General features: G+C 61.7%; 16 protein-coding genes. All 16 read right to left on the reverse strand.

Annotated elements, in window-relative coordinates; genetic code table 11:
• Positions 1–33: 33 nt before the first annotated feature.
• The 16 genes from C1876_RS00830 to C1876_RS00905 all read right to left on the reverse strand — a co-directional run bounded on the left by C1876_RS00830 (position 34) and on the right by C1876_RS00905 (position 18,086).
• Positions 34–525 (reverse strand): nuclear transport factor 2 family protein, encoded by a 492-nt coding sequence (locus C1876_RS00830; RefSeq protein ID WP_114544827.1) that lies wholly within the window; start codon positions 523–525, stop codon positions 34–36.
• A gap of 18 nt (positions 526–543) precedes the next feature.
• Positions 544–1,293, reverse strand: coding sequence for an SDR family NAD(P)-dependent oxidoreductase (locus C1876_RS00835; RefSeq protein ID WP_114544864.1), 750 nt, complete (start codon positions 1,291–1,293; stop codon positions 544–546).
• A 36-nt stretch (positions 1,294–1,329) separates the two neighbouring features.
• Positions 1,330–2,085 carry an SDR family NAD(P)-dependent oxidoreductase gene (locus C1876_RS00840; protein ID WP_114544828.1) on the reverse strand — a complete coding sequence of 252 codons (756 nt, stop codon included), beginning with the start codon at positions 2,083–2,085 and terminating at the stop codon, positions 1,330–1,332.
• Between the two features lie 71 nt (positions 2,086–2,156).
• The gene (locus C1876_RS00845; protein WP_114544829.1) at positions 2,157–3,053 is read right to left on the reverse strand and encodes an SDR family NAD(P)-dependent oxidoreductase; all 897 of its coding nucleotides are present in this window, start codon (positions 3,051–3,053) and stop codon (positions 2,157–2,159) included.
• A gap of 66 nt (positions 3,054–3,119) precedes the next feature.
• Positions 3,120–3,818, reverse strand: coding sequence for an EthD domain-containing protein (locus C1876_RS00850; RefSeq protein WP_114544830.1), 699 nt, complete (start codon positions 3,816–3,818; stop codon positions 3,120–3,122).
• 128 nt (positions 3,819–3,946) lie between these two features.
• Complete coding sequence (locus C1876_RS00855) at positions 3,947–5,182, reverse strand: L-lactate MFS transporter (protein WP_114544831.1); 1,236 nt, start codon at positions 5,180–5,182, stop codon at positions 3,947–3,949.
• A 104-nt stretch (positions 5,183–5,286) separates the two neighbouring features.
• Positions 5,287–7,347 (reverse strand): oxidoreductase, encoded by a 2,061-nt coding sequence (locus tag C1876_RS00860; protein WP_114544832.1) that lies wholly within the window; start codon positions 7,345–7,347, stop codon positions 5,287–5,289.
• A gap of 27 nt (positions 7,348–7,374) precedes the next feature.
• Complete coding sequence (locus C1876_RS00865) at positions 7,375–9,474, reverse strand: oxidoreductase (protein WP_114544833.1); 2,100 nt, start codon at positions 9,472–9,474, stop codon at positions 7,375–7,377.
• 67 nt (positions 9,475–9,541) lie between these two features.
• Positions 9,542–10,243, reverse strand: a complete 702-nt coding sequence (locus C1876_RS00870) for an EthD family reductase (RefSeq protein WP_114544834.1) — start codon at positions 10,241–10,243, stop codon at positions 9,542–9,544.
• A 172-nt stretch (positions 10,244–10,415) separates the two neighbouring features.
• The gene (locus C1876_RS00875; RefSeq protein WP_114544835.1) at positions 10,416–11,771 is read right to left on the reverse strand and encodes a C4-dicarboxylate ABC transporter; all 1,356 of its coding nucleotides are present in this window, start codon (positions 11,769–11,771) and stop codon (positions 10,416–10,418) included.
• Positions 11,772–11,870: 99 nt separating this feature from the next.
• Entirely contained in the window at positions 11,871–13,166 is a 1,296-nt protein-coding gene (locus C1876_RS00880; RefSeq protein ID WP_114544836.1) for an MFS transporter, read from the reverse strand.
• Positions 13,167–13,261: 95 nt separating this feature from the next.
• Positions 13,262–13,963, reverse strand: coding sequence for an EthD domain-containing protein (locus tag C1876_RS00885; protein ID WP_114544837.1), 702 nt, complete (start codon positions 13,961–13,963; stop codon positions 13,262–13,264).
• Positions 13,964–14,154: 191 nt separating this feature from the next.
• Positions 14,155–14,664 carry a winged helix-turn-helix transcriptional regulator gene (locus C1876_RS00890; protein ID WP_114544838.1) on the reverse strand — a complete coding sequence of 170 codons (510 nt, stop codon included), beginning with the start codon at positions 14,662–14,664 and terminating at the stop codon, positions 14,155–14,157.
• Between the two features lie 260 nt (positions 14,665–14,924).
• Positions 14,925–15,317, reverse strand: coding sequence for a 30S ribosomal protein S9 (rpsI, locus tag C1876_RS00895; protein ID WP_114544839.1), 393 nt, complete (start codon positions 15,315–15,317; stop codon positions 14,925–14,927).
• 3 nt (positions 15,318–15,320) lie between these two features.
• A complete protein-coding gene (rplM, locus tag C1876_RS00900) occupies positions 15,321–15,755 on the reverse strand; it encodes a 50S ribosomal protein L13 (RefSeq protein WP_114544840.1) in 435 nt (144 codons plus the stop codon).
• 666 nt (positions 15,756–16,421) lie between these two features.
• Positions 16,422–18,086: an FAD-dependent oxidoreductase gene (locus tag C1876_RS00905; protein ID WP_114544841.1), complete on the reverse strand. Its 1,665-nt coding sequence runs from the start codon at positions 18,084–18,086 to the stop codon at positions 16,422–16,424.
• Between the last annotated feature and the right edge of the window lie 10 nt (positions 18,087–18,096).

The following is an 18,096-nucleotide window of genomic DNA, read 5'->3' on the forward strand; positions in this document are numbered from 1 at the left end:
TCCTTTCCAAACCCGCTCAGCGCGAAACTGCCGCTACATCATGAACACCTGGTACGCGCTGGCGCAGTCCTCGGAGCATTTCTTGATGTCAGCCTCGCCGCGAAGGTATGTCAGCGACATTTCGGTGAAGTACCACCGCCCGTCAATCTTCACGTACGCGTTGTCGTAATGGGCGCGTCCCACGAACTCGCCGCCGCGGCGCGCATCGTACAGGTCGTCCTCCAAGGACCAATGGGAGACGGCGGTTCCCTCGCCCGTCAGTTCGATCCAATGGTGATGGCCCTGATGGCTCGACGTGACGCCCTCGGCGAACTTGGCCCGCATCGTGGACAGCATCCCCTCGCGCCCCTCGTGGCGCCCGCCCGTCGTGTTGTTGACGAAGACGAAGTCCTCAACCAGGCAAGCGCGCAAGCCCTCCCAGTCCTTCGCGTCGAGCGTGTCCCAATACGTCGCCTGCAAGCGCTCGATGGCCCGCAGGTCTTCCTGAGCTTCGATGCGCCTCTCCAACTCTTCGAGTGTTGCCATGGTTTCCCTCCCCCGGTGCTAGGTCAGGCTGAATCCGCCTTCGTTGTAGATGGTCTCGCCGGTGATGAACGATGCGTCTTCCGAGGCCAGGAACAGGGCGACGTCAACCGTCTCGCGGATCTCGCCGTAGCGGCCGAACGGCATCTTCGCCAAGAACGCGGCGCTGCGCTCCGGATCGTTGATGGTGCCGGCGGCAATGCGCGTCTTCGACGTTCCGGGGCCGATGGCGTTCACATGGATGCCGTATTTCGCAAGCTCGAGAGCCATCACCTGCGTGAGCATTTTGACGGCGGCCTTCGAAGGACAGTACGGGGTGATGCCGCCGATGGTTTTGCGCGAGCTGTTCGAGCTCGTGTTGACGATGGCGCCCTGCACCCCCAGCTCCACCATCGTGCGCGCAACGGCTTGCCCGACGTAGAACTCGCCGTTCAAGTTCGTGGCCATCACGTCGAGCCACCCTTCCTTGCTGCACTCCAGGAACGGCTCGCGATGGCAGATGCCGGCGTTGTTCATGAGCACGTCGATGCGCCCGTAGCGGTCGATGACCTTTCGCACGCCCTCTTGCACCTGGTCGTAGTCGCGAACGTCGCAGTGCAGGCAGTACACGCGGTCGTTGTCCCCGAACACCTCTTCCATGGTATCGTCCTCGATGTCGAAGATGGCAACCTGCGCGCCCTCTTCCACCAGCTGCTCCACCATGCCGCGCCCCAAGCCGTTGGCACCGCCGGTAACGAGCGCTATCTTGTCGATGAATCGCTGCTTCTCCATGATCTCCTCCTTGATCATCGCTTGGTATTCGTACGTTTAAAGACTCTGCCCGCCGTCTTCGAAGATGATCTCTCCCAGCATGAACGACGACTCCTCCGAAGCAAGGAACAGCGCCGCGTCCACGGCCTCACGCACTTCGCCGTAGCGATGCAGGGGAATGTCGTTCAGGAATTGCTCGTTCATCTCCGGATTCATGCGCGTCGGCTCGCTCATGCGGGTCTTCGTCGTGCCCGGCCCGAACGCGTTGACGCGAATGCCGTACTCGGCAAGCTCTTTGGCGAATTGTTTGGTGAATATGGCGATGGCGGCCTTCGTGGCAGGATAGGCCCCCAGGTACTTCGGAATGAAGCGGAAGGTGTTCGAAGACGTGTTGACGATCACGCCCTTCGTCTTCTTCTCAACCATGCGTTGAGCGACGGCCTGCGCCACGTAGAACGACCCGTTCAGGTTGGTGGTGACCACGCGATCCCACGCCTCTTTGGGACACGTGAGCATGCCGTACTTCTCGCCGTCCTTGATGCTGATACCGGCGTTGTTCATGAGGATATCGATGCGGCCGTACCGCTCCACCGCCTCATCGACCATGCGATGAACGGCATCGTAGTCGGTGATGTCGCACGCGATGGTGTGCACGCGGGCCTCGTCGCCGAATGCCCGCTCAAGCGTGTCCACCTCGATATCCACCGCCACCAGCTCTTCGACGCCCTCCGAAAGAAACCGCTCTACCATGCATCGTCCGATGCCGTTCGCGGCACCGGTCACCAGCACGATCTTGTTATCAAATCGAGCCATGGTACATCTCTTCTCTCTGATGGGATGCCGCGCGATGCCTGCGAGGCACGCACCGCGCGGCGCACGAACCGCTATTTTTTGTCGGCCGTTGCCAGGTGCAGATACGTTGTGGCACCGCCGTCGGCAGCAATGAACTCGCCGTTGATGAAACTGGAATCGTCGGACGCGAGGAACAGCACCACCGATGCGATTTCCTCGGGAAGCGCATAGCGCTTCATGGAGGACGCGTCCACAAGGCCGGCACGGTTCTGACCGCGCGGCATGGTCATGCCGGAAAGCACGAGGCCCGGGCTCACGGCGTTGACGCGAATGCCGTAGGTGCCGAGATCGGTGGCGGCGGCGCGCGTCATGCCCATGACGGCGGCCTTCGCCATGGCGTAGCCGATGAAGCTTCCCGGGCCGAAATGCGTGCCCTGGTAGGAACAGGTGTTCACGATGGTGCCACCGCCGGCTTCGATGATGGCGGGCGCACAGTAGTGCATGCCGTTGTATACGCCCCAGCAATCGACGTCCATGATGCGGGTGAGCGATTCGCGCGTCTCGGTGAGCACGGTGCCGTTTTGGCACATGCCGGCGTTGTTCACCAGCACGTCAAGGCGGCCGCTCTCGTCGAGCACTTTCTTGACCAACGCCTGCCACGCGTCTTCGTCGGCAACGTCCATCGGAAACGCCACGGCCTCCCCACCGTCGGCACCGATGGCGGCTTCGACACGCTTCAGCCCCTCTTCTTCGATATCGGCCATGTACACCTTGGCACCCTGTTGTGCGATCATCTTGGCTTCCATCTCGCCCTGACCGCCTGCGGCACCGGTGACGATAGCAACCTGGCCTTCAAACTTGCCCGTGCCCTCGGCAACGCGCGGCCAACGCTTGGCCTGCGCCTCGGCGTACACCTTCTCCTCGAACGCCTTTTGATCGGGGCCGGAAACAACGGCGTTATCGAAAAACGCCCCTCGCTCTGACTTCATGTCCACCTCTCCTTCCGAACACAGCAGCCGCGCCGCCCTCCCGGCACGGCGCGGCCGACGTTGCGTTTACTTCTTCAACTCCACGGGCACGGCCTGGACGAAGTACGTGGTCACGGTGCCGATGAACTCGGCCGCATGCACGCTCGCGCGAAGCTTGAAGCCCGTCGTGCTGTAGCACTCATCGAAGGCGTCCATGTCCTCGAACCAGAACTCCACCATGCCCTCGACGGGCAGGTCGGCGTAGTGGACGGGCTTGCCCTGCACCAAGCGGTCGATGACGAGGTTCTGGTTGTACCCGCAGTACCCGCTCATCAACTTCACGAGCAGGGAATGGGTGTACCACCACTCGTCATGGAACGTCGCTGCGTCGACACCCTCCTTGCGATCGCAGAACGACACGCGCTTGATGGCCTTGCCGTCGAGGTAGGCCGGGACAAGCGTGTCCCGCTTCTTCACGGCAACCAGCGTGGAAAGAGGCTCCTCAACAAGCGGCTCCAAAGCGGCCAGCAGGGCATCGCCCGACTGACGATACGCCTCCTCCATGTCGCCGTAGCTGTCGAAGAACATCTCGATGAACCCGTCGATATCGATGGCGCCGCGACCCAAATGGGAGCGCTGCTGACGGTCGGTGACGAAGTTGATCTCACCTGCACGCAGTTCAGGCATGGCGGCAATCACGTCGTGCACCGCGCCCATCATCCCATCGCGAAACGCTTCTTCGGAAACCCCTTCGCGACACTTCAGCAAGCTAATCCTGGAAATCATGTCTTACCCTTTCCTTAGAACGTTCGGGAATTTTAGTATCCGGTAGCGGTTGGGCACCTTCAATAACGTACTTGAAAGTACCCAACTAACCTTGTGGTAAGTAGCCTTCGACCAGGCACTACGCGTGGTTACACTTCCGCGGCGTCCTTGGCTTTCATCTTCTTGAAGAACATCCACGCCAGCGACAGCAGCACAAGGCCGAGGATGCAGAGCGCGCCGAGGAACGGGAAGGCAGAGCTGTAGCTGCCCGTGGTGGCAAGCGCGTTGGCGGAAACCACCGGGCCGATGAACGAGGCAAGCGTGTAGCCGATGAACATGAAGCCGTAGTTCTGGCCTGCGTTGCCGGGACCGTAGGCATCGGCGCACACCGACGGCATGATGGCCATGATGCCGCCGAAGCAGATTCCCAGCAGACACGCCTCGACGATGAAGATCATGGTGCTGGTTGCATTGGCGAACAGGAACAGGTGGATGACCGCCGTCACCGCAACGGCAACGAACATGGTCTGGAAACGTCCGAACTTGTCGGAGATGGCACCGAGCCCCAAGCGGCCCGTGCCGTTGGCGATGGCGAAGATGCCCACCATCAGCGCGCCCATCGCGGCATCCATGCCGGCTTGAACCTGCCCCACCAGCGATACCGTGGACAGCATCACGCAGCCGGTGCAGGCAACGGTGCCGAAGAACAGCAGCAGCGTCCAGAAGAACGGGGTCTTCAACATCTCGCCGGACGTGTAGTTCTTCACGCGCTTCACGTCGCTGTCAGCCGGCGGAGTCCAGCCTTCGGGCTGGAAATCGGCCGCAGGCATCTTGAGGAAGCGGGAGAGGACGATGAAGCCGACGATGCAGAACACGCCCACGATGTTGAAGGCGATGCTCACGTTGAAGTTCTCGATGATCATGTTGCCCATCGGAGCCGTGAACAGCGGATAGATGGCCATGATAGCCAGGGCCACGCCATTGGCGAAGCCGCGCTTGTCGGGATACCACCGCGTTGCGATGGCGAGGGCGAGGTTGTAGCAAATGCCGTCGCACACGCCCACCAATATGCCAAACGTCACGTAGAGCACCGGGATGCTGCTGGCGAAGCCCGTCAAGAACCAGCCCAGGCCGAAACCGATGCCGGCAACGGTCATGATGATATGCGCAGGCGCCTTGCGCTGCAGCCATCCGCCGATGGGACCGCTCAGGCCGATCATGGCGATGACGATGGTGTAGGCGAACGACACCGACTGAGGTGAAAAGCCGTAAGCTTCCATCAGGGGCTTCTGGAAGATACTCCAGATATTCAATGACGCTGTCAGCGCGCCGCACAGGGCCGCGCAGATCAGAATGACCCCGCGGCGATACGTTTTAACTGACATACTCTACCTCCTTGTTGACCTTCGAAATATGATCCTGCTTATTCATGCACTCCGTGCCCCATCGCGTCGCGTACGTCAACGCGCCGGGACACGGGATGATGCCCCTACAGAAGACAGCCCACGCGCCGGCCGTCGGCGAACGCATGCTTGAGAAACGCGTTCTCGCCGCCAAGCGTCGAACCGATCTCGTACACCTCGGGAACAAGCGACGATGCCATCTCAAAGAACGTCGCATCGCGGCACTCGGGCAGCATGACCATCATGGAATCGCACGCCACCAGCTCCTCGTCACCGTTCGCAAACCTCAGAAGCGCCCCCTGCTTGCCGAATTCGGCCACCGTCGCGTTGCGCACCACGCAAACGCCCTTGCGATCGAACCACGGCGAAATTCGCTCCTTGTACTTGACGGGAATCAGACCCCCCACGTCCTCGTCTTCGGCCACGAGCACGATGTCTTTGCCGCGCTTGCGCATGAACTCGGCGCACTGCGCGCCTTCGGCCCCGGCGCCCCAAATGACAATCTTCTTTCCCACGGGGAAGAACTTCTCGCTCATGGATGCCAGCTTGTCGGGTCCGAACATCTTGAGGGGCACCTGCGCAAGCTTCGACATCATCGGAATGGTGAAGACGTTCTTCCGGTTGATGCCGGGGATGTCGGGAATGTAATACGGCGAGGACGTGGCCACCACCACCGCGTCGGGAGCCTCCTGGCGGATGAGCCGCTCGTCCACCTCGCACTTGAGCCTCACCTTGACGGAGGATGCGTCAACCGCGGCGGTAAGGTGGTCGAATATGTGCATGACCTCCTCGCATCCGCCGCTCTTGATCATGGCCGCCAGCTTGACACGGCCTCCCAGCGCGCCGGACTTCTCGTACAGCGTCACATCATGCCCCCGCTCGGCAAGCGTGCAGGCGCACTCCATGCCCGCAGGACCGCCTCCCACCACCATGATGCGCTTCGCGCGCTCAGTTGGCTTCGCCGCAAGCTGCCGCTCCTGACCCAAGGTGGGGTTCACGCGGCAGATGCGCGGCTGCGTCACTGGATCCTCGCAGCTTGCACAGCGCGTGCAACGCACGATTTCGTCGATGCGACCCTCTTCCACCTTCCGCGCGAACCAGGGATCGGCCCACAGCGTGCGGCCCAACGCGACGATGTCGGCATCGCCGGCCTCGAGCACGTGCTCCGCCAGCTCCTCGTCCATGCGGCCCGCCGTGATAACCGGCACGTCCACCGCATCTTTGATCTGACGGGCGACAGCCGTCCACAAACCCACTCCGCGGTACTCGTCCATATAGGGATCCATGAACGGGTCGGGGTCCGGATAGGGGAAGTAGTCGGGGCAGTAGCGAAACGGCGTCGGACCGTATCCGTATCCCGCGATGCTGATGTACTGCGCGCCGGCCTCGACGAAGGCGCGAGCGTTCTCGGCGGCTTGCTCGGCCGTGATGCCCTGCTTCGTCGGGTGGAACTCGCGCCCGTTGAGACGGCAGCCGATGACGAAGTCGGGGCCGCACGCCTCGCGGATGCCCTCGATGATCTCGCGTACGATACGCGTGCGGTTCTCGACGTTCTGACAGCCGTACTCGTCGTCGCGCTTGTTCCACAGGGGGCTCACGAAGCTGTTGAGGAAGTATCCGTGCGCCACGTGCACCTCCACGGCATCGAACCCTCCCTTCTGCAACCGCACAGCCGCTTCGATTTGCAGGCGCTGCTTCTCGTGTATCTCGTCGATGGTCAGGCCGCGCGGCGCATGGCACCACGGCTCCGGAACCGGCATCTCGTCGGCGGTCAGCGTCGACGACGAGATAGGAGGGAGCCCGTCCGGCGTCTCGCCGGCAGAAGGACCAATGTGGTGCAGCTGCCCGATGGTGAGGCACCCGTGCTTGTGAACGGCCTCGTTGAGCTCGAGCATGCCCGGTATGAACTTGTCATCGTAGGCACCCAGATAGATGCCGCCCGCGGGTTCCCACAGCAGAGCCGCAACGTCGATGGCCGCCACGCCCCCTTCGGCCATGTTCTCGTACATGGCAATGGCGTCGCTGCCGTCGGCGGTGCAATCGGCATTCCACCGCCACGACGACTGCGGAGCTTTGATCATGCGGTTCTTCAACACGAACTTCGGCGTTATCTCAATCGGAGACAAAAGCGTTTCGTAGTGCGTCATCCGACCCTCCTCTCCCTTGTCTCGCGATTACAGCTGCACCGCTACGGCCCTGCCCTGCCCCACCGCGTCCACCATGAGCGTCGAGCCCGGCCCCTGGCAGGCACCGATGGCGTACACCTCAGGAGCAAGGTCTTTGAGCTGGTCGTACAGGCTCAAACCCGATCCGGGCGACTTGAACACGAGGATGCTGTCAGCCTTGAGGTAGCGCTCCTCGCCGTCCTTGACGTAGGTGATGCCGCGTTTGTCGATGCTGCGGTACTCCACGCCCGTGATCATCTCCACGTCGTGGTTGCGCAACCACGCGAGCGACCTGCTTTTGTACCGTGGCGGCATTCCCTCGCCCATCGTGGGTAGGTCTTCCAGCACGGTGACGTTCTTGCCGCGCTTGCGCAGGAAGATGGCCCCCTGCACGCCCTCGATTTGCGCGCCCAGCACGACGCAGTTCTTGCCGATGCCCGGCAGGGCGATTTGCGAAAGCTTGTTGATGGCGTTCGCGCCGAACAGCTTGAGCGGCTTCTCGGCCAGACGCGTCAGCTGCGGAACCGTGGAAACAATGCCTAGGTCGATGCCGGGCACCTCAGGCACGCCGTACACGCCGCCGGTTGCAACGATGACGGCATCGGGCTTCATGGCACGCACGAAGTCGGGCGTCACGGTGGTCTTCGTCTTGATGGTGAGGCCCGGCGTCTTCTTAGCCTGGGACGTCAGCCAGTCGATGAGCGCGGGCACGTTCTCGCACACGGTGCCCTTCACCATGGTTGCCAGGTTGAGCTCAAGGGCCAGTACCGATTCTTTCTCGCACAGCGTTACCTCATGACCGCGCTCCGCCGCCACGCGCGCCGCTTCGAGCCCTGCCGCGCCGGCACCCACCACCAGCACCTTCTTCTTGGTCTCAGCGGGCACGACGGCCATGTCCTTCTCCTGCAAAAACGCGGGGTTCACGCGGCAACGGCGATGGGGCGTCGCGTTCATGTGCAGCTCGTCGCACGTCGCGCAATGGTTGCAGCGGCGGATATCCTGCGGGCGCCCTTCGGCAAGCTTGTTGGGCATGTCGGGGTCGGCCCACAAACCACGAGCGAACATGGCCAGGTCGATAGCGCCCTTCTCAAGCGCGGCTTCGGCCTTCTCGGGCGTGGCGAACCCGACGCCGAACACGGGAGCCGATACCGCCTGCTTGATGGCGGCGGCGGGCGGAACCACCAGGCCCTCGCCGTCGAGGCGATCGAGGTACTGCTTCATATCCTCGTCGGGCGAGGGATACATCCAGTAATCAACCGCGAACTGCATGGGAACGGGACCGTAGCCGTACCCTGTCACGCTAATGTAGTCGGCACCGGCGGCATCGTAGCTCTGCGCAATTTCGACGCCCTCCTCGATGGTGATGGCGTCCGGATGGCCGAATTCCTGGCCGTTCGTGCGCACGCCCACGATGAAGTCCTCGCCGCAGCGCTCCTTCACGCCACGGATGATCTCGCATGCAAGGCGCGTGCGGTTCTCGATGGACTGGCAGCCGTACTGATCGTCGCGATGGTTCCACACGCGAGACGCGAAGCTCAGCAGGAAGTAACCGTTTGCCGCGTGCACCTCGATACCGTCGAGCCCGGCCTTCTTGGCGCGCTCCGCGGCGGCGAAATAGCGCTCTTTGAACGCCGCGATCTCCTCGAGCGACAGGCCGCGCGTAGGGTTGCAGTACGGCTCGGGGCTCGGCAGCTCCTCGGCGCTCAGCGTCGACGAGCACCATGCCCCGCCCTTGGTTTTGATGGCGGCACCGTTCTGGAAAATCTGCGCGATGAGCTCGCACCCGTTGTCATGCACGGCATCGGCCAACCGGGAAAGACCAGGGATGAACTTGTCGTCGTACAGGCCGCCGAGCGGGTAGGTTTCCACGGTGTAGACGCCGCCGTCGGCATCGTCGATCAGGGTGGCGGGATCGTCGCAGATCATGCCTCCCAAGATGATGGCCGACGCACCGCCCTTGGAAATCGCGTCGTACAGGCCGATGATGCGGTCATTGCAGAACTGGCCCGGGTCCCACGACATCGCGGACGACGGCGCCTTGACCATGCGGTTTCGCCATTGATGCGTGCCGACGGTAATCGGCTCGAGCAACTTCTCATACGCTCTCATATCTTCAATCCTTTTCCTCTTGCTTCGGTACTAAACGTTGTGTCGTGCGCGAACAGATGCTCGACCCTTAAGCGGAAGGCAGGGCAACCGGGTAGGTTTCGGTCAGGTAGGTATTGATCGCCCCAACGAACTCCGCGCGGTGCACGGACGCGCGTGCGAACTCCGGCGACGCATAGAACTCGTCGAGCGCCTCGGGCGTTTCAAACCACAGCTCCACCATGCCCTCAACCGGCAGTTCGTCGTATGAAACGGAGACGCCGCCGTCGATGCGGTCGATGACGAGGTTCTGGTTGCAGCCCACGCATCCGGGAATGGTGTGCACGAGGTGGTCGTGGATGTTCCACCACTCCTTGGCGAAGCGCTCGGAGCTCACGCCGTCAGCGCGACCCAGAAACGACACGCACTGTATGAGCTTCTTCCCCTGCAAGTACGCGGGAATCTTCATGACGGTGCGCTTGGTCAACACGAGAATCGGGCAGTGAGGGTTGGCGAACATCGGAACGTCGTTCGCTCCCTCACCATGCAGCGACGCCACGCCCTCGACCATGTCGCCGTAGCTGTCGAATTGCAGCTCGGAGTATCCGTCGATCATCACCGGGCCCTGAGCACAAGCAGAGCGATGCTCGTTTTCAACCACGACATGCTGATCGTACTGGCGCAAATTCGCCATCGTGCTTGCGATGAGCCCATGGACGTTCAGCCAGTAATCCTTGAACTCCTCCATGTCCATGCCTTCTTTTTTCTGCATCAATCCGCATCTGCTGATCATGACGACCATCCTCCCTGAATCGAGCGTTCGAACGAGCAACGCGCTTCGACGATCCCCTGCGGTTCGCGAACCTTTCAAACCGCATACTATGGGTATTCCAAACCGGCCTCAATAACGCACTTTAAAGTCACCAGGGCACTAAAAAGTAAGCGATACCCCCTGGCCAACGCACCTAAAACAGTCCAGCCATGCGCGCGAAGGTGAGCCCCGCAACCAACACGGTTGTCGCCACCAGCACGTAGGGCCCGTTCCACCGCAAGCCAACCTTGACGGGCGATTGCCCCACCATGTCGGCAACGGCTATGACGTTCGCGGACGCAGGGCACAGCGCGTTGCCCATCGCCCAGCTGATCGAGAACACAAGCGCCAAGTAGATGGGCGTCACGCCGCACTCCGCGGCGCTCAACGCCCCGCCCACCACGGCAATCACCACTATGGGGTGCACGCCAACGGCCGAAGTGGCAAGCGTGATGCCAACGATGACAACGGTGAGCACCACCACGTTTTGCCCGGCGAGCTGCAAGAGAACCCCGGCCAGGGCATCGCCCCCATGGGAATACCCGATGCTCTGCGCAAACAGCCCCGCCCCGGCGAACAGCACGATTTGGTTCTTCACCTGAGGAAGCTTCTTCTTGACGTACTCGTCCCTGAACTCCCGCACGTAGGTGGGAAATCGCCCGATGAGCGTCATCCATACGACGGGGCACACGAGCGACGCCATGGCAACAACCAGCATGATCGAGAGCCCGCCGAACCGAGAAACAACCATGACCAAAGCGATCAGCAGAAAGCCGAACACGCAGAGCTCCATGCCCTTTCGCAGATCGAACTCCCCCACTGGCTCGTCCACCACCTGCGAAGGACGCTTGTCGGCCATGAGGACTCCCACCGCTTCGGCAACAACCGCACACGCGAGGGCGAAGGGAAAGAAGGCCACCCAGTCGACGCCCGTCACCTGAACCACCAATGCAATGGTCGCCGATGTCGGCGCCCATATCATGCAGGTTGTGAACCCCCTGCTGAGAGCCGTACTCAAAAGCTTCTTGTTCTCACTGCGGCCGCTCGCTCGAGACACCTCGTACGTCAGCGGAACCGCCGCAATGCTCAACAGCACGCCGATCAAGGCCGCCATGCCGCTCACCACCGCATAGTAGCGCGTGTTGGTGTGCGCGTACCGGACGAACACCTCGCGCAACGAGTCGCTGTATCCCCCGTGCTGAACCGGAATCCCCAGCAGCGGAATCATGATGAACATGACGATGAGATACGCATTCTCCTGCAATGCCTGCTTCCACACGTCGAGGGGCGCGTGCGCATACACCAGCACGGTGATGCCGAGCGAAAGCAGCACGGCCCCGATCATCCGCGACGAACCCGTCGATGCCACCAGGCTCAGCACGACAACCGCCGCCATCAGCACCACGTTTAGATCGTCGATGAGCGGCACCTTCAGAAACGCGTTCGCGATATAGCTGACGCCCAACCAGAAGGTGGCCACGCATCTCATCATGCGAAAGAGACTCCCCATGCCGCCCCTCTCGTCCCCACTCCCACCTGACCGACATCTCGAAGGACGGGGAGCTCGGAAGGTGACGCCCTCCCGCGCTCCCCGCACCGGATAGCTCCCTTACTTGCCCTTGGCGTAGAATCCCTTCAAAAGGAACACCGTGGTCAAGAACGTGATGAGGATAGAGCCCAAAATCAAGTACGTGATGGACAGCTGATTCCCCGTGGCTGCGATGAGCGCCGTTGCAGCAAGCGGCGCCAAACCGCCGAAGATCGCCGCGGCAAGGTTGTAGGAAAAGCCGATGCCGCTGTTGCGAAGCTTGGTGGGAAAGACCTCAGCCGAAACAACCGCGATGGCAACCGCGAGAATCGTCTGGAACACGATGAGCACTCCCAGCAAAGCAATCATCACCACGGCATCGGTTTGCTGGATCAGCAGCGCGAACACCGGATAGGACAAGATGAGGAACCCGAGGCAGCCAATGATGAGGCACTTCCGCCTTCCCACCTTGTCGATGAGCTTGCCCACGATGGGACACAAAAGCAGGTTGATCGCGATGACCGACGTGTTCACCACGAAGGCGCTCGATAGCGACGTGTGCATGAACTGCGAAATGTAGGTTGGCATGTACGTTATGAGCAGGTAGTAGGTTGCGCTCGAGCCAACCAGCAGCCCCATCACCGTCAGGATAGGCTTCTTGTAGAGCAGGAACAGATCCTTCACCGGCGTATGCGGCTCTTCCGCCTCGTTCGTCTCCTCTTTCATTTTGAGGAACTCGGGCGAGTCGGGAACGTTCTTGCGCATGTGGACGCCGTAAATCGCAATCAGGATTCCGCAGATAAAGGGTATGCGCCATCCCCAATCGTACAGCGCCGCCTCAGGCAGCACCGTGGTGATGAGCAACCCCGCCGCAGAGCCCACCAGCAGACCGCACCCCACGCTGAAGGGCTGCCAGCTCACCAGGAAGGCGCGGTTGTTCGGCGTTCCATACTCCGCGATGAACGTGAGGGAAGAGCCGAATTCTCCGCCCGTCGCCAAACCTTGCAGCAGACGCAGCACCGTCAACAGGATAGGTGCCGCGATGCCCACCTGCGAGTACGTGGGCAACAATCCCATGCACATGGTGCAAATTCCCATGCACATGATGGTGAGGGTGAGCGCTTTGATTCTTCCGTGCTTGTCGGCATACGCGCCAATCAAAATGCCGCCGATGGGACGGACGAGAAAGCCCGTTCCGAAGACCAGGAAACTCAGCAAGAGTCCCACGATGGGATCGTCGGATACGAAGAAATCCCTGGAAATGATGACGGCGAAGTACCCGTACAATCCGTAGTCGAACCACTCCAGCATATTCCCAAGACTCCCCGAGAACACGGCCCGTGCCAACGAAGTCTTTTTCTTTGCAGTTGTCGCCATGTGATATCCCCTCTCCTGAAAAGCCCGAGACGATCATGTTCGAAACCCCCAGTAGAGTGGCGCGCTCAAGATAAGCGCGCCACTCTGAGGATCGACTAGGCCTGCGTCATCGCGATGGGCTGCGACTCCACGAGATAGGTTGTGATATTGTCGATGAACTCCGCCCCATGCGCGCCCGTGCGCTTGAAGGCCGGCGTGCCGTAGCACTCGTCGAACGCCTTCATGTTCTCGAACCAGAACTCCACCACGCCTTCGATGGGCAGCTCTTCGAACGGCACCGATTCCCCCTGTACGATGCGGTCGATGACCAGGTTCTGATTGTAGCCAGCGTAACCCGTCATAGTTTTAACCAACGCAGAATGCATCTGCCACCACTCGTCCTGGAACGTCGCCGCGCTCACGCCGTCCTTGCGACCAAGGAACGACATGCGCTTGATCAGCTTCACGTCTTCCAGGAAAGCGGGAACCGGCGTGTCCACCTTCTTCACCGCCACGAGCGCCGGAATGTCGGACGAGGCAAACTGCGCGTAATCCGCCGCGAGCGCATCTTCGAGGGCAGCCATACCGCGCACCATATCGCCGTAGCTGTCGAAGTACATCTCGGTGTAGCCGTCGATTTCCGTCGAGCCGCGGTCGAACGGCGAACGCTGCTCGTTGTCCACCACCACGTTGGTATCGCAGCCCTTCAGAAGCGGCATCGTGCCCAGAAGCGCCGCATGCTCGTGCGTCAGATACGCAGCGAATTCTTCCTCGGTCAGACCCTCTTTGCGTTTGAGCAAGTTGATTCTCGAAATCATGCCGATCACCCTTTCCAAAACGTGCCCCAGTCCTTGCACCGCAGGTCACTTCGAGATGCGGTTCCTACCTCGTATTCTCTTGACGAGCGGAGAAGGGTGCAAGAATGCACTTAAAAGTGCCTTTCTTACCTGGAAGTGAGACGGCAACCTGATGAAGGGCGCACGAAACGGATGCGGCGTTTGCTCGCTCGTTATTCGTCCTGCGCGCAATCGCCTTCGCACGTGCTGCCGCGCACGGTGAACGCCGTGGGATCGAATTGCCAGATGATGCGCTCACCGGCCCCTTCATGAGGGTCATCGCTTGCCGTGTCGTACACCAGCACGCCATCGCCCATCGTGCCCTTCGTGCGCAGCAGCGTTTCCGCGGAGAACCCTCCGTACGCGGCGCCCCAGTCGCGTATGAAATAGAGGACGTTCGCGAAGCTGACGCCCTTGCGCGTAAGCAGGTAATCGACGCGCAGCGGCTTGACCTCCACCACGATGCGTTCGATAATGCCCACCTGTTCAAGCTCGCTGAGGTGCTGGCTGAACATCTTGTGCGAGATGTCATACGGAATGCTTTTTCTCAGCTCGCTATAGCGCGCTCTCTTGCCGGAAGCCATGCTCAGGTACCACACGATAAAGGGCTTCCATTTACCTCCCAATATCGAAGCGACATACGATAACGAGCATGAGGTTAAATCATCCATTTTCTCGAGCATACGACCTACTTCCCTAAACGAGCGATCCGACGGACAGCGTGCTTGATTATAGAGAAGGCGGAGGATCACCGAGCTGGCAAATCCAATAGCATCGCTTCCTTTTGAAGCGCTCCTTTAGTCCTAGTATCCACAGGAAAAACGGGTGATGCAATAACGCACTTCAAAGTAACTACCGGAAGCAACCCCCTCGCCAGGGCGCAAAAAAGCCCGCCTCCGAGGAGACGGGCTTTGCAGAAAACGTGCTGTTCGCGAATGCGATCCTAGCGCTTCGAGAACTGCGGACGCTTGCGGGCCTTCTTCAGACCGTACTTCTTGCGCTCCACCATACGGGAGTCACGCGTGAGGTAGCCGGCCTTCTTGAGCTCGCCGCGATAGTCGCCGGCAGCCAGCAGCGCGCGGGAGATGCCGTGACGCAGAGCGCCGGCCTGACCCGAGATGCCGCCGCCGTTGAGCGTGGCGATGACGTCGAAGTGATCCGTCGTGTCCGTGACCTTGAACGGGGTCAGCGCGTAGTTCACGAGCGCTTCGCGGCCGAAGTAGGCCAGCGCTTCGCGACCGTTGATCGTAACCTTGCCGGTGCCGGGAACGAGGCGCACGCGAGCGACAGCGTTCTTGCGACGGCCGGTGCCATAGTACAAAGCTTCACCTGCCATGGGTTAACCCTCCATCTTGATCTCGCGCGGCTGCTGAGCCATGTGCGGATGCTCCGCACCGGTGTACACCTTGAGCTTCTTGCCCATGGCGCGACCGAGCGTGTTCTTCGGCAGCATGCCCTTGACGGCATGCTCGATGACGCGCTCCGGATGCTTCGCCATGGCCTCTTCGAAGGTCTCGGACTTCAGCCCGCCGGGGAAACCGCTGTGGCGGTAGTAGCTCTTCGCCTGAGCCTTGTTGCCCGTCACGCGGATTTTGTCCGCGTTGATGATGACAACGAAGTCACCGGTGTCGACATGCGGCGTGTACGTCGGCTTGTGCTTGCCCTTGAGAATCTGAGCGGCCTTGGCAGCGACGCGACCGAGAACCTGGTCCTCAGCGTCGATCAAGACCCATTCGCGCTCAACTTCGTTGGGCTTCGCGTAATACGTCTTCACTTATCTTCCTCCAAAAATCTTGTCCTACCCCGCCGTGCGGGGCGGGTCTCCGTCGCCTGTTGGCGGCTCGAACGATGCCGGGCCGACCGCGATGCGGCGAATGATCGGTTTCAAAAGTGCAGGTCAATCGGATGCCGGGTTCCTACGCCGACGCGCAACTTCAGGTCTGGACTCCCTTGTTTGCGCTTCCGCCTCTCACTGCATGCACGGGGCTTTCGAAAGCGAACCTTTGCATTGTATACGGGCACTTCCCCAGAAGTCAACGGGAAACCTCGACGTTGCGCGCGATCTGCATAAAGAGGGCGAAGCGTGGCGCGCGGCAAGAACAAATGTTTCACGTGAAACATTCCGCAGGATCGCTGGGTGCTGGATCCCTGGTGGCAAGATCGCTGGGTGGCCCTCGAATGGCAAGTTTTTTCGCGATTGCGGGGAATTGCGGGGGAATACCGCCCGGCGAAATATCGCGACCTGGTGTTTTGCGCGGCGCTCAGTGCCGCTGCGTCGAAATCGGGAAGAAAATGCTGCCGAAACCCCGCAATCGCGAAAAAACTTGCCACATACGGGGAAAGCCCTGCGCCGGGAGGGAGGGGGCGCAGGGCTCGGGATGGGTACTCGGTTGCGGCACTCGGCACGGCGCGCGATGTCGCGCGCCGTGCCGCGGCGGCCCTACGCTTCGGCCAGCTCGTGGCCCAGCAGGTAGCCGTAGGTGATGCAGCGGCCGTGGCAGTTGCCGGCAACGTTGATGGGATAGTCCACCGCGGTGATGTCGCCCTGCACGTTGCCCAGCGCGTACAGGCCGTCGATGGGCGCGCCCTCGGCGTCGAGGCACTGGAAGTCGACGTTCGTGCGCAGACCGCCCACCACGGTGAGCAGGGCGGGTCCCACCTTGAGCGCGTAGAACGGGCCTTCCTTCACCGGCGTCAGGAACACGGGCTTCTTGTAGTAATCGGTGTCCTCGCCCGCCTCGCACATGCCGTTGTAGCGCTCGACGGTTGCCTTGAACGTGGCGGCGTCGCAGCCGATCTGCTTCGCGAGGTCTTCGAGCGTGTCGGCCTCGTAGGCGATGCCCTGCTTGATGTACTCGGGAATCTGCGTCTCGAAGTACGCGGGCGCAAGCGAGACGTCGCTGCCGTAGGGGCGGAACGAATCCCAGAACATGCCGCCGCCGTAGGGCAGGCCGTTCACGAGATCGGTCTGCCAGTTCGCGTCGAAGATGGACCACGCCTCGCCGTTCGGCTGGCGGTTGATGGCCAGCGACTTGCCCTGCACCCACGTGTCCTCGCACATGAAGCGCTCGCCGTTGTCGTTGACGAACAGGAACGGCCCGTGGAACCAGCAGAACGCTTGCGGGTGCATCATCGTGGGCAGCGGCAGGTCCTGCAGCTGCGCGCCGGCCCACATGCCCATCTTATGGCCGTCGCCCGTGTTCGCGCCGACGGGCGTGTACTGGCTGCGCGGCTGACCGTACTCGGCGCACACGGGAGCGTACGCCTTGCACATGTCGGCGTCGCCGCCGATGTCGCCCGTGCACAGCACCACGCCTTTCGCGGCGTTGTACTGCACGTAGCCGTCCTTGCCCTCGCAGATGCACCCGGTCACCTTGCTGCCGTCCTTCACCAGCTGCACGGCGGGAGAATCGAACACGAATTCGGCACCGTCCTTCACGGCGTCGTTGTAGCACAGCTCGGCGCCCGCGAAACCCGTCGAGGTGAGGCCCGCATCCTCGGGCAGGATGAGCATGTGGTAGCCCGGCTGCTCGGCGTACACGTCGTCGTGGCTGTAGAACGCGCCCACCATAGCCGAGCCGCCGATGGCCTCGGCCTTCGCCAGCAGCCAGTTCGAGGCTTCTTCAGAGTTGTTGAAGAACTTGACGATCATGTCCTCGTTCGCGCGGCTGGCGCACTGGGCAATCCAGTGCTGCTTGGCGTTCACCTTGTCCACCTTGATGCCCAGCTCGTCCATGTAGTGCGAGTTGATGGCGCCGAAGCCGCCGCCGCGGCCGTTCCAACTGGACGTTTTCTCGACGACGGTCACCTTGCCGCCCTTCTCGGCCGCCGCCGCGGCGCACGCGCACCCGGCCAAGCCCGCGCCGATGACGAGGATGTCGGTGTCCACCGTCTGCTTGATGTCGGTGATGGGCTCGGGCGCCACCTCCCAGGCGTACTGCGCGTCGCCCGAGGCAGCGGCGCTGCCGACGTCGGCCTTCGCGTCGCCGCTTGCGCTTGCGGCCGGCGAGCATCCCGCCAGGCCCGCGCCCGCCGCCACCGCAGCCGTCGCACCCAAGCCGAGGAATGCGCGGCGGGACAACCCGCTCTTCGTGAATTCGTTCATAACCCCTCCG

Source organism: Eggerthella sinensis, assembly GCF_003339815.1.
Taxonomy (GTDB): Bacteria; Actinomycetota; Coriobacteriia; order Coriobacteriales; family Eggerthellaceae; genus Eggerthella; species Eggerthella sinensis.

Bases quoted from the DNA above. Each gene is read 5' to 3' on its own strand.
- C1876_RS00860 (WP_114544832.1), bottom strand. From the start codon at position 7,347: ATGACGCACTACGAAACGCTTTTGTCTCCGATTGAGATAACGCCGAAG.
- C1876_RS00840 (WP_114544828.1), bottom strand. From the start codon at position 2,085: ATGGCTCGATTTGATAACAAGATCGTGCTGGTGACCGGTGCCGCGAAC.
- C1876_RS00830 (WP_114544827.1), bottom strand. From the start codon at position 525: ATGGCAACACTCGAAGAGTTGGAGAGGCGCATCGAAGCTCAGGAAGAC.
- C1876_RS00885 (WP_114544837.1), bottom strand. From the start codon at position 13,963: ATGATTTCGAGAATCAACTTGCTCAAACGCAAAGAGGGTCTGACCGAG.
- C1876_RS00835 (WP_114544864.1), bottom strand. From the start codon at position 1,293: ATGGAGAAGCAGCGATTCATCGACAAGATAGCGCTCGTTACCGGCGGT.
- C1876_RS00845 (WP_114544829.1), bottom strand. From the start codon at position 3,053: ATGAAGTCAGAGCGAGGGGCGTTTTTCGATAACGCCGTTGTTTCCGGC.
- C1876_RS00875 (WP_114544835.1), bottom strand. From the start codon at position 11,771: ATGGGGAGTCTCTTTCGCATGATGAGATGCGTGGCCACCTTCTGGTTG.
- C1876_RS00850 (WP_114544830.1), bottom strand. From the start codon at position 3,818: ATGATTTCCAGGATTAGCTTGCTGAAGTGTCGCGAAGGGGTTTCCGAA.
- C1876_RS00870 (WP_114544834.1), bottom strand. From the start codon at position 10,243: ATGATCAGCAGATGCGGATTGATGCAGAAAAAAGAAGGCATGGACATG.
- C1876_RS00855 (WP_114544831.1), bottom strand. From the start codon at position 5,182: ATGTCAGTTAAAACGTATCGCCGCGGGGTCATTCTGATCTGCGCGGCC.
- C1876_RS00865 (WP_114544833.1), bottom strand. From the start codon at position 9,474: ATGAGAGCGTATGAGAAGTTGCTCGAGCCGATTACCGTCGGCACGCAT.
- C1876_RS00880 (WP_114544836.1), bottom strand. From the start codon at position 13,166: ATGGCGACAACTGCAAAGAAAAAGACTTCGTTGGCACGGGCCGTGTTC.
- C1876_RS00905 (WP_114544841.1), bottom strand. From the start codon at position 18,086: ATGAACGAATTCACGAAGAGCGGGTTGTCCCGCCGCGCATTCCTCGGC.
- rpsI (WP_114544839.1), bottom strand. From the start codon at position 15,317: ATGGCAGGTGAAGCTTTGTACTATGGCACCGGCCGTCGCAAGAACGCT.
- C1876_RS00890 (WP_114544838.1), bottom strand. From the start codon at position 14,664: ATGCTCGAGAAAATGGATGATTTAACCTCATGCTCGTTATCGTATGTC.